An 11314-nucleotide genomic window follows, 5' to 3' on the forward strand; every position below is an offset into this window, starting at 1 on the left:
TTCAACAATACCTTGTTTTAAAAAACGAGAAAGTTGGAGAATAAGATAGGTTGATCTACTAAAATAGTTCAATGCAAAAAGGAGGTACGATTAATGCCCATCGAAGAAAAAATAAAGAATCTAGGAATCTCATGGCCAGAACAATTACCTCAGCCTATCGCTAACTATGAAACGGTACGCAGGAGTGGGAATCTATTATTTCTTTCAGGAGCGGGCCCTCCCGCGAGTCTGTTTATGAATGAGTTACAGGAGCTGGCTGATCGAATGGGTGTATTAATATGAATGAAGTAAGCACAAAAAGGCCCTAGAAGAATAATGGATTATCCACCGTTAGAATTTACAATAACTAGATTTCCTATCGGCAAGGAATTGTAAAATATAGGTTCTCATACCCGGTCCCAAAAGAACAAATTCAAATAGAAGTAGCTTGGTCTTTAATTAATCTTTATTATAAGGGTGAGACACAAAACAACTTTATTATTTCAAATAGGTAGTCGGGCTAAGTATATGATGGGGAGATCTTCTTTAACAAAAGAAATACATATTGATTTTGAACTGGGTTAAAAAAGGAGAGATCGAAACAGTGAGTAAATATGATTATGTTTTAAGAAATGCTGATGACATATTGGACAAGCTAGAGACATTAGATTATCTTTGCTTGCAGCAAAGGATTGTTGCAGATTTGCTGATTGTCGGTGGATCGGGAATTCTCCTTTTTATGGAGCAAGAAGGAAGAGAATTTCGCCCCACAAGAGATGTAGATGTGAACTTATTAGATACTAATGATCAAAAGGCTTTGTTTGCATTATTAAGTGATGTGGGTATCGAAGTGGTAGGAGGCGTTATGGAAGTCCCACCTATGGAAGATTTCAGGGATACAGAGTCACTATTCAAAATAGATAGTGCTGAATTTAGCGCTATTAACGTCTATGTCCCAACCATTGAAATGCTCGCTTGTACAAAAATTTTTTCCAAAAGAGAAAAAGACTTATTTGATTTAAGGGAAACACAGATTTTGGAAAGTTGTAATTTAGAAAAGTTGTTATTTATGGTGGAAGAATATAGAGGATATGTTACAAATCCTAATCATCCTGATTTAAATTTACACCAATTAGTGGATATTATTAAGGAAAAAGTCGTATAATAAGATATGAGAAAACTAGTGAAGGGAGGCAAACACCATGAGTCAAGTCAAAACACTAGAATATAGTTTTGCACTTCAATCATTTCTAAATGAAGTTCAGAAGGAATATGTATATCAGAAAAATGGAGGAACCTCTTACCGAGAAACCACCGCAGAGTTATCTTTACATTTAGCACACCAAGTAAATGACTTTGTACCATTTTTGGATAGGGATAGGGCAAAAACAACTGTAGAAACCTTGAGACCTGAGCTAGATAAGTATCGCAAGGAAGATATGGCTAAATTCTTGTATTATGTTGCGAAAGACCTCAATGGTAATGCCACACTATCACAGGATGTTTTAAATTACGTCAATCAAAAAAGAAAAAACAGAAGACCACTATCTTTTGTTAAAGTATAAAAGAAAAAGAGCCCTAATAATTATCTTTTCAGCATTGTGGCATCCCTGAATGAAGATGGTTCACTTAATTTTGAAAGATTTTTACAAGATAAAGGGGAACAATACCGTTCAGGTTATATTAGTCTTCGCCACAAATTCAACAGGCAGTATTGGTCGGGCACTTCATTTACAATGTCTAAAGATCCACATAATTTTTTTCAACGGTTTGTAATTAGCCATAACAATACAGGTATCTTTAATAAATATCATTTTATTAGAGAGTGCTGCAAAAGGCCGAACTAAATCGGTCTTTTTTCTTTGGTAATAACAACAAAAAGCAGAGTGAATTCATATGCGAATTACCCTGCTATTATATGTGTTTTTTAGTTGAGGGTACTCCAAAAGTAATGGCTTAAAAATTTAAAGGACTTTTATTTTATATTAGTCATGCATCTGCTGCACACCTGAAACCTATATTTCCGGATGAGCTGTCGGGTGTATTATGACTCCGTGCGCCTACGCGGTATCGGTTGCAGTAGGATTTATGACATAAATAGGAACCGCCTCGTATGACGCGTGATTTTCCTTTTGGAGGTCCGACAGGATTTATCCTCGACGCAGTGAGGTGGAAATTCGGGCTGAACCAATCGGAGCACCATTCCCACACATTTCCTGAGACGTTGTATAGACCAAAGCCGTTTGGCAGGAACGCATCCACAGGAGCGGTTGCTAAAAAACCATCGCTCCTATCATTTTTAACCGGAAATTGGCCCTGCCAGATATTGCACTGATGCTGACCTTCCGGCTTTAACTCATCGCCCCATGGATAGTTTTTTTGCTCAAGCCTTCCTCTGGCGGCATATTCCCACTCCGCTTCGGTAGGCAGTCTGACACCTGCCCAATGGCAGTAAGCTAGTGCATCATTCCACGATACATGAATGACAGGATGATCCATACGTAAGGAAAGGTTGGAATCCGGTCCCTCAGGATGTTTCCAGTTGGCACCGGACACTGGCAGCCACCATGGCGTATCCCGGGGGACTTGAGTCACAGTGCGTGCGACCGCAGGTGATACAAACATATGAAAAACAAAGGACCAGCCAAAATGTTCGGCTTCTGTTATATATCCTGTGTCTTCAATAAAGCGGGCGAAATGTTTGTTGCTGACCGCATAGGGATCGATATAAAAGGGTCGAAGTTTTACCCTGCGAACAGGGCCTTCACCGTCTGCTGTAAAACCTTCATCATCTTCACTACCCATCAGAAAATCGCCTCCAGACAAGTGGACCATATGAGTTTTTGCATGCGATTTTTCTAATGAGTCGGAGACGGGGAGTGAAGGCTTGTCCTTTTTGGATATTCCGGGTAAATTGGATTCGATTTCTCGTCTGCCTGCCGCGCAGCAGGCATGAGTGGGTTTAGAATTCATGGATAACCTCCTCCGAATTTCCAAGTGTAGCTATCAATCTACGAATTTTTTTGTCCTCTGGATGATATCTCCTGTTCTCGGCCCTTGTAAGTCGTTCCCTTGTCCACTTCTTGCTGCCATTCCGGGGCTTCCTTTCCTGGAACGGCTCCTTTTAGGAGAGGATCATTGGTTGTGAGCATCCATTCCTCTACACGGCCTCTTAAATCTTGCAACAGCTCCGCATATTCATCATTATTCGCGAGATTATGTTCTTCCAATGGATCCAAGAGTAAATCATATAGTTCTTCTGATACATTGGGGGTGTAATAGTCATCCCTGACCGACTGTCCGGATAAACTGCGATGAATATCGAGGGGAAGATAGACTGCCGGGCCATCTTCAAAGTTTCGAATATATTTGTAACGATCGGTTCTGATACCCCTCATAGGATGATAACGATCGTGCCACGTTAATTCGCAGAAAAATTCCTCCCTGGGTGTAAAAGGCTTTTCTTTTAGCAGAGGCAAGAAACTTCTGCCATCCAATCCCGGAGGAATGTCCGCCCCCGCCGCTTCAAGCAAGGTTGGCATCAAATCCACATTGCAAAGCAGTTCCTCCTGCACTTTTCCGCCATGGACCCCCCCTGGCCAGTTCATGATTAAGGCAGTTTCCAATCCTGCATCCAACAAGGTCCCTTTTGCCCTGGGAAATGCAATACCATGATCCGTCGTGTACAAAAGCAGCGTATTTTTATCAAGTCCCGTTTCCTGAAGGGCACGGTGAATTCGTTCGATGCCTTCATCCAATGTTTTAACGGACGCCTGGAATTGGGCTAGGTCGCGTCGTACCTCTGGTGTGTCCGGCAAATAATCCGGTACAGCAATGGAATCATCAGGATCTGCCTGTGGTTCGTAGGCATCAAAATCGCGGTGAGTTTCAAAAAAACCAACAGATGCGAAGAACGGACATTCCTGGCCTGAGGAAGCCTGCTCATGCAAAAATTGAATCGTTTTATCAGCCACAAGCGGCGCCAGGTTACCATCCGGGTTTCCGGGGCCTCCCACTTCAATAATTCTTTTGTATCCAAGTTTTCCGGAGGACGTGAATGCACTCCCTCCAGGCTGCCCGATCGTTTCATGACTCAATCCGATCAAAACGGTTTCATAACCAGCTTTGTCGAGTTCCTTCGGGAGCGTTGTTTTATCTTCAGTGATGGTGAAGCCTAAATGGGATAAGCCTATCATGCCGTGGTTATGCGCGTACAAACCGGTCATAATGCTGCCGCGGCTCGGACTGCATTGAGGTGCGGAGCAGAAATAGTTGTCAAACCTGACCCCATTGTCTGCTATCTTATCAATGGCTGGAGTTGCGACTTGTCGGCCATAGCAGCCCAGGTAACGACCCGTATCATGTGAAATCATCAAAATAATATTAGGCTTTGTCATAGTGTTCTCCTCTCTTTACATTTCTCATTTTTACTTCGCATGGATGGTTTTCTGGTCATCTGTAGATAACGAGACCTTGCGAGAAGCGATCTCTTCCACATATTTTGTAAACATTTTTTCATTAAGACCGTACATCGCAAGAATAATCACGCAAAGAATTGCACCAGTTACCGGGATCAAACTGACAATGGCTTTTATCCCGTTTAAAGCACCTTCGGATTGAACGGCATTGGGGACATAACCCACTGCAGACAGAATGCTTCCTGATAATTTGGCAGAGATGGCCTGGGCGAACAGTTGAACAAAGATAAAGGTAGAATAAATCGTACCCTCGGCCCGTACACCGGTCTTCCATTCCCCGTATTCAATCGTATCAGGGACCATGGCCCACAAGAGAGGTATGGCCATGCCATATCCTAAATAGCTTATACCCCCCAGTATAAATATCATAGACACGCTGGATGCTGTGAAATAAAATCCGAGCAGACTGAAGATGATGAGAAATTGGCTGATGATGCCGACATTTCTTTTGCCGATTTTGCTTACAAGAAAGGGATTTATTACAATGCCGACAAGCTGAATCGCAAATCCAACCAGTGAGTACACAGAAAACATATCGGCCTGACCCATATTATATTTAAAAAAGTACAATACAGATGAATTTTTCGTAATTAAGGTTAATTGGAATACAAAAATAAAGCTGAGCAACAGCAGTAAATATTTGTTGAGGAAGACCGTGCTCATTTGTTTGGATAAAGTTAGAGGTGCGGTTTCTGATTTTGGCGTGTCTCGTGGAGTATGGCCAATTCCTTTGGTGCCCAGGAACGTAATCAGGAGGGTAAGAATCAGAATCGCACCATAACCAATGTACACCATTTGGAATCCAGCTTTTTCTGTTGCGAAGAGATGGATTAACGGAAGGGTGGCGCTGCTTACGAAGAGTCCTCCGAACTGTCCGAGAAATACCTTGATGGAGGAAATCTGCGATCTGACTTGATAATCATTGGACATGCTGGCAAGGACTGAACTGTAAGGTACATTGATAACGGAGTAGATGATATTAAAAAGAATGTAGGTGATATATGCATAAAGCAGCTTGCCTGATGTGTCCAAAGAAGGGACAGTAAAAATCATAACTCCGATTGCGGCGAGAGGAATGCAGCCAAACAGGAAATAAGGGCGGAACTTGCCCCATCTGCTATTCGTTCGATCTACCAGAACGCCCATTGTTGGGTTAATGATCAAATTGACGAGCTGTGCCGCAAACATCAAAGTGCCGGCAGCCGCAGCGGTGATTCCCATATTGTCTGTATAGAAATACAAAAGATAGGTTGATACAGAGCTAAAGAATAGATTAAGTCCGAAATTACCGGCACCATAACTAAGCGCTTGTTTAAAATTCACTCGCAATTTCTATCCTCTCCGTTCTGATAGGGATGGTGTGCTAAAATCTACTGATTATTGACAAAACTGAATACTGAAAAATACTTGTCATGCTATGAAAAGCTTTTCATAGCGGATAAAAAAGGGCTCGGCATCAAACAGACTCATGGTTCCTCGTTTTTACTGATTGTCGCTCCACAATTTGGTGGTCCACATATGTCCGTAATTCTGGTACATGCTCCTTCTGGATTAAATGATCCAGCTTTTCCACTGCCAAATATCCGATTTCATAGAGGGGTTGTCCGACAGTTGTCAGTTTTGGTATGGACATTTGGGATAATCTCAAGTTGTCAAACCCAATGACCGAGATATCCTCGGGTACTGACTTTCCCTTTTCGTGCAGGTACGAGATCGCGCCTAGCGCCCTTTCATCGCCAGCCGCAAAGACCGCCGTAATATCGGGATACTTTTCAAGCAGTTTATGCATGGAATGGTAACCATCTTCGAACTTGTAGGACCCAAACTCGACCAGCTTTTCCATGTCAGCTTCCATTTGATGGACCTTAAGGGCCCCAAGAAAGCCTTGAAGGCGGGGCATCGCGGTCACCTGGTCTGTAATGGACCCACAGATCATACCAATTTGGCGATGGCCGTTTTTGATCAAATATTCCGTCGCGTCGTAGCTCGCTTGCACGTCATTGACTTTAACGGACGGGAGATCGTACTCAAGGCTGTGTGTAGCAGCCAGGACAATGGGGATCTGAAGCTTAAGAAACAATTCATGATAATCGGGATAGATCGGTTCACTAGTAAATATCAATCCATCAATTTGTTTCTCTTTCAAGACGCTCAGGCTTTCCATCATTCTCGTTTTGTTGTTATCGGTATTGCACAAAATCAGGTTGTAGTTCTGTTCATGAGCTGCAGCCTCCATTCCGTGTAACATTTCGGAGTAAAACATATTCGAAATGTCAGGAATGAGTACACCGAGAGATTTTGTCCTTTTGAATATCAGCCCCCTCGCCAACGCATTGGGCATGTAATTAAGCTCCCTTATTGCGTTCAGGACTTTGTCTCTCGTTTCTTTGGCTACTTTATCGGGCATATTCATTACCCTTGAGACCGTACTAATAGAAACGGCAGCATGCCGCGCTACATCTTTGATATTTGAGTTCATAGGGTTCTGCACGCCTCCTTCTGCTTAAAGGACAAATTGTGCGAAACCTTTTCGCCATTATAATTTCTTTCTATTAGTGAGTCAATTCAAAATTTTCAAAATTTGATAAGAATTGTCGGATTTTATCATAGGCTCTGATTTTTATTTTTTCAGTAGTTAGTTGCAACGCTAAAAAGCAGTGCGATCCTATCTCTATGTTTTTAAAAAGGTTGATATTCTAATCGCTCCGATTTTTTGCAGGTTTCCGTTAGAAGACTAAAAAAGGACCGTGAACGATGCCTTTTGCCGTATCGGTGAAGGATTTAAATTAGCAGGAACTGGACTTATATAAAAGAATTATCTCGGAACAGGCAGAGTGACCTTGAAATTGCTTCCTTTTCCTTTCGTGCTGGTCACAGAAATCTTTCCATCCATCAGATTGACAAGCTGTTTGACCAGCGAGAGCCCAATCCCCGTCCCCTCCTCCTTGGAACCTTCAATTCGATAAAAAGGAACAAACACTTTATTATACTCGGAGGCTGAGAAACCGACACCTGTATCCTCCACCTGGATCACCTGATGATCGCCTTCCTGGTGACAGTAGAGATACACCTTTCCAAATTCCCGGTTATATTTGATCGCATTATTCAACAGGTTAAGGAAAATCTGCTTCAGGCGTACAGGATCCGCCAGCACCCGCATCGTCGTATTGGAATGATCACGCTGTACATCGATGTTAATATTCTTCTTCTTGGCCATCGGTTTAACAATCTTAACGCATTCCTGGAGAACCGTTAGAAGCTCAACTTCAGTAATGGCTATCTTCAAGTTGCCAGTTTCGATGCGTGATAGATCCAGTACCTTATGCCATTCAGCGGGGTCCGGAGCTCATGGCTCATTTTTGATAGAAAGTCGGATCGCGCCATCGCATGGGCCAGCGCTTACCAATAATGAATTCACCGAATTTAAGAAGTTCATTTATCCCATGCTGAATTTTCAGGAGTTCAACGAGGAGCGATCCGACAGAGGGCCAATTATGAGCGTTTAAAAGCAGTGCAAATTCCCATCACAAAGCCTTCACTTTTAATGACGATCGTCTTAGCCTCGTCTTCAGCAAATCCGTAGATGATTTATAGATAAAGTAAGTTGTAGACACTTCCAGTCCTATCCTAATTTAGTTTCGAAAAGTTTAAAATCAATCAATGAAAACTATTGTAAGTTTACGTAATTCTAATTCTTGCAATCTTTGTTCCTATCGTCAGGAGTGCGGAAATTTAGTTTTGCATGCACTAGGAATATTGTTGCCTGGTGCATTTGCAAACAAATAAATAACATGAGACAGCATCCTTTGGGATGAGGAGACATGTATAAGCATGTCTCCTTTTGGGTTTAAATTATGCATAAATAACATTTGTAGCCGCATTTTTAGTTTATAAGTTATAATTTATTTATTGACAGAATATTTCGTAATATTCATTGTTTTATGGCGGTATCTTTCGTTGTTAAACAACAAACGATAGATATCATTCTAGAAAAATAAAAAAAGAGTGAAGTATTTTTTAATGGTAAAAAAGCGATGTAAAGGAATATGAGTAAGAAGTTCTTTTTACCGACAAATCCGACAGTGAAGTTAAAGTTGACTTTTAAAAGTAACAGTCAGAAGACATTGCGAAAATGGAGAACAAACATTATTGGGCATAATGCGGTGCCGGATTGGTCAGAGGATGTTTTCGAAGTTGCAAAATGATGTTAGGACGACTCTTTAAATCTAACAGAGATCGCTTAATAAATTTTTAAAGGGAGGAACTATTATGCCATACTTAAGAATAGAAAGTGAAGAATTATATTACCACTTAGAATCGGGGGAGTCTGATAAAACGATCGTTCTCCTGCATAGCTTAGGAACTGATCATCGAATATGGAAATACCAGGTTGAGGCATTTTCTGAAAAAGGTTACAACGTTATAGTCCCAGATATTCGTGGTCATGGGAAATCGTCCTGTCACAATGGAGTAAGTGTTGATCATTGGGTTACGGATCTCCTTCATTTACTAGATCATTTAAAAATAGAAAAATCCATTTTATGCGGAGTTTCTATGGGAGGGGTAAAGGCAATAGCCTTTACGCTCAAATACCCAGAGCGGGTACAAAATTTAATTTTGGCTGATACATTTGCTAAGATTAGTCCTTCCTCAGTATCAGAAAAAATTGAGTTAACGGCTGGAGTTGCCAAAGAACAGGGTATGGACCAATATGCAGATACATATCTGGATAGTACGCTTTCTAATTCGCCTTCAGCCAAAGCAATACGTCACTCGTTACGACAAGCCATTTCAGAAATGCCTCTTTGCATATATGAATCTTCTGCAGAGTCTTGTTTTCGTGTGAATTTAGAAGAACAATTAAGTAGGATAGCCGTTCCATCATTGGTTCTGATTGGTGAAGAGGATTTTAAGACCCCGATTCGTCTATCAAAATTGATAGTAAGTAAAATTCCAAAGGCTGAACTACGCATAATTCCGAAGGGAAGGCACCTTTCGAATGTTGATGAGCCAGATTACTTTAATAGCTCTGTTATTGAATTTCTTAATATACAAGAAAAAGCGTACGAAGAAGCATAAGGAATTGGTTAATACTAGTTAAGAGTATCATCGAAGTATGTTGGATCAATCGTTGCTGTGAATAAAGCTATCTTCTCTAATGATAAAAGGGTGGTGGCTTTTTCTGATTATACAAACCTTTTTGGTAGTGGTTGGAGGAGAGTATATTGGATTTAGAATCATAATGAGACTAAAGACACAATTGGATATCTTCTTACTTAATCCATGTATAAAGAGATAACTTTTTCAATGGTTGGTTCAAATGGGGAAATGCGAGGACAGATAACTGAGAAGATCACACAACTTTCCATTGTTTATTTGTTTGTCTGACCGATTTTACTTTCCTTTTTCTAACTTTTATAATATAATTTCAGAAAAATATGACAACTTGGTGATATTATGAGAAAGTTTCTTTTTTGGCTATCCATTATTCTTTATTTACTATCTATTGTAAATCCACTTCCCTTTTTGCAATTCACTTTATCCCTCGTGTGTTTATGCGTTGTGGTTGTAACTTTCACCAAGGTATCCAGGGCTATTCAAATCATGAGTAGTTTCTTTTTGATCAGCGGAATTTTAATGTTAGCCACAAACGGTGCAACATGGAAAGATTACGTGGTTTCGTTTGGACCAATGATGAATCTACTCGCGCTATTTGCGGTGGTCCCAATCTTGGCAGTTCCTATTCAAATCGGTAATTATGCTCAATCCATTGAAGAACTTATTTTCAGGAAAATTCACAACTCCAAACAATTGTACTTTCTCACTTCCGGAATATCTTATTTTTTTAGCAGTTTTATGAATCTGGCGAGTTTGCCTATGACCTACTATACGGTTCGTTCGTCCGTCACCACCTATCAGGTTCAGCATGAAGTACGATTTATGAGCAGAGCGATAACCCATGGCTTTGCCATGCCTTTGCTTTGGACACCGGTCACTCCTATAGTAGGGATAGTGGTCGATATGACCGGTGTATCATGGGTAGCGATGTTAAAGTATCTCATTCCGTTAAGTGTAGCCGGCCTCTTATTGGATTGGTTTATTGCATCCATGATCTTTCGAAAAAGATATCGGAACCTGTTAAAAGGAGAAAATGAGGTAGCGACCGGTTTATTGGAAAAAGCAGGACAAGCAGGGAGCCGAAAGTTCTTTAAAATATTGATTGCCATCGCCCTATTTAATGGATTGGTGATCTTGGCAGACTTTCAATCTTCGTTTGATTTTCTTTACATTGTTACCTTACTCGTCATTCCCTTTGCTTTTTGTTGGAGCGCCTTTCTTGGAAAGAGGAAATCGTTCATAAAAGAGCTAAAAGAGCATTTTTCCTCTCATATCCTAAAATTAAGCGGACAGTTTGTCATTTTCTTGTCTGCCGGTTTTTTTATATCTTCCATGAAGTTCTCTCATGTTGATCACTTTTTCAACCAGGGGTTACTGATGGTAAAGGAAGAAGTAGGGAGCCTTCTTTTTTTAATTCTTATTCCGTTGGTTCCTCTCGTTTTAGCGTTTACGGGTCTACACCCGGCAGTTGGGCTTGCTTTGATGGCTGAAGCTTTAGACCCGTCGTCTCTCCACATTTCCACTTCTTTATTGACGTTGGCGATGCTCGGAGGAGCGGTAGGAGCCTTCTTAATGGGACCTTTTAATGCTACCATTGGAATGATGGCTTCCATTACGGATGAAAGTCCTTACCGCATATCCAATTGGAATACCGGTTTTACCTTTTCATATCTCATACTCTTGATGATTCTTTTACTCTTTTTACAAATGATTTAAATGAAAAGGGGCTGTCCAGAAAG

The 11314-nt window shown here is 40.9% G+C and carries 11 protein-coding genes; 5 read left to right on the forward strand and 6 right to left on the reverse strand.

Annotated features, from left to right (window positions below):
• The first annotated feature begins 93 nt into the window (after positions 1 to 93).
• The 3 genes from ABHN01_RS09315 to ABHN01_RS09325 all read left to right on the forward strand — a co-directional run bounded on the left by ABHN01_RS09315 (position 94) and on the right by ABHN01_RS09325 (position 1544).
• On the forward strand, positions 94 to 282 hold the full coding sequence (locus ABHN01_RS09315; protein WP_429875307.1) for a hypothetical protein: 189 nt from the start codon (positions 94 to 96) through the stop codon (positions 280 to 282).
• A 301-nt stretch (positions 283 to 583) separates the two neighbouring features.
• Positions 584 to 1144 (forward strand): DUF6036 family nucleotidyltransferase, encoded by a 561-nt coding sequence (locus tag ABHN01_RS09320; RefSeq protein ID WP_429875308.1) that lies wholly within the window; start codon positions 584 to 586, stop codon positions 1142 to 1144.
• Positions 1145 to 1181: 37 nt separating this feature from the next.
• Complete coding sequence (locus tag ABHN01_RS09325; RefSeq protein WP_429875309.1) at positions 1182 to 1544, forward strand: hypothetical protein; 363 nt, start codon at positions 1182 to 1184, stop codon at positions 1542 to 1544.
• Positions 1545 to 1968: 424 nt separating this feature from the next.
• Here ABHN01_RS09325 and ABHN01_RS09330 read toward each other — a convergent pair whose 3' ends face one another.
• The 6 genes from ABHN01_RS09330 to ABHN01_RS09355 all read right to left on the reverse strand — a co-directional run bounded on the left by ABHN01_RS09330 (position 1969) and on the right by ABHN01_RS09355 (position 7841).
• Complete coding sequence (locus tag ABHN01_RS09330; protein WP_429875310.1) at positions 1969 to 2952, reverse strand: formylglycine-generating enzyme family protein; 984 nt, start codon at positions 2950 to 2952, stop codon at positions 1969 to 1971.
• Positions 2953 to 2990: 38 nt separating this feature from the next.
• Positions 2991 to 4376 (reverse strand): sulfatase family protein, encoded by a 1386-nt coding sequence (locus ABHN01_RS09335; RefSeq protein ID WP_429875311.1) that lies wholly within the window; start codon positions 4374 to 4376, stop codon positions 2991 to 2993.
• A gap of 30 nt (positions 4377 to 4406) precedes the next feature.
• Complete coding sequence (locus ABHN01_RS09340) at positions 4407 to 5780, reverse strand: glycoside-pentoside-hexuronide (GPH):cation symporter (RefSeq protein ID WP_429875312.1); 1374 nt, start codon at positions 5778 to 5780, stop codon at positions 4407 to 4409.
• Between the two features lie 133 nt (positions 5781 to 5913).
• Positions 5914 to 6936, reverse strand: coding sequence for a LacI family DNA-binding transcriptional regulator (locus ABHN01_RS09345; RefSeq protein ID WP_429875313.1), 1023 nt, complete (start codon positions 6934 to 6936; stop codon positions 5914 to 5916).
• 336 nt (positions 6937 to 7272) lie between these two features.
• Complete coding sequence (locus tag ABHN01_RS09350; RefSeq protein ID WP_429875314.1) at positions 7273 to 7743, reverse strand: sensor histidine kinase; 471 nt, start codon at positions 7741 to 7743, stop codon at positions 7273 to 7275.
• Positions 7740 to 7841, reverse strand: coding sequence for a histidine kinase dimerization/phospho-acceptor domain-containing protein (locus ABHN01_RS09355; protein ID WP_429875315.1), 102 nt, complete (start codon positions 7839 to 7841; stop codon positions 7740 to 7742). Before ABHN01_RS09355 ends, ABHN01_RS09350 begins: the two co-directional genes overlap by 4 nt.
• 885 nt (positions 7842 to 8726) lie before the next feature.
• Here ABHN01_RS09355 and ABHN01_RS09360 point away from each other — a divergent pair.
• Positions 8727 to 9536, forward strand: a complete 810-nt coding sequence (locus tag ABHN01_RS09360) for an alpha/beta fold hydrolase (RefSeq protein WP_429875316.1) — start codon at positions 8727 to 8729, stop codon at positions 9534 to 9536.
• Positions 9537 to 10061: 525 nt separating this feature from the next.
• Positions 10062 to 11291, forward strand: coding sequence for a hypothetical protein (locus ABHN01_RS09365; RefSeq protein ID WP_429875317.1), 1230 nt, complete (start codon positions 10062 to 10064; stop codon positions 11289 to 11291).
• The last annotated feature ends 23 nt before the right edge of the window (positions 11292 to 11314 follow it).

It is taken from the genome of Fictibacillus sp. NRS-1165, assembly GCF_050468105.1.
GTDB lineage: Bacteria > Bacillota > Bacilli > Bacillales > Fictibacillaceae > Fictibacillus_C > Fictibacillus_C terrinigri.

Bases quoted from the DNA above. Each gene is read 5' to 3' on its own strand.
- ABHN01_RS09360 (WP_429875316.1), top strand. From the start codon at position 8,727: ATGCCATACTTAAGAATAGAAAGTGAAGAATTATATTACCACTTAGAA.
- ABHN01_RS09325 (WP_429875309.1), top strand. From the start codon at position 1,182: ATGAGTCAAGTCAAAACACTAGAATATAGTTTTGCACTTCAATCATTT.
- ABHN01_RS09330 (WP_429875310.1), bottom strand. From the start codon at position 2,952: ATGAATTCTAAACCCACTCATGCCTGCTGCGCGGCAGGCAGACGAGAA.
- ABHN01_RS09345 (WP_429875313.1), bottom strand. From the start codon at position 6,936: ATGAACTCAAATATCAAAGATGTAGCGCGGCATGCTGCCGTTTCTATT.
- ABHN01_RS09355 (WP_429875315.1), bottom strand. From the start codon at position 7,841: ATGGCGCGATCCGACTTTCTATCAAAAATGAGCCATGAGCTCCGGACC.
- ABHN01_RS09365 (WP_429875317.1), top strand. From the start codon at position 10,062: ATGAGTAGTTTCTTTTTGATCAGCGGAATTTTAATGTTAGCCACAAAC.
- ABHN01_RS09315 (WP_429875307.1), top strand. From the start codon at position 94: ATGCCCATCGAAGAAAAAATAAAGAATCTAGGAATCTCATGGCCAGAA.
- ABHN01_RS09335 (WP_429875311.1), bottom strand. From the start codon at position 4,376: ATGACAAAGCCTAATATTATTTTGATGATTTCACATGATACGGGTCGT.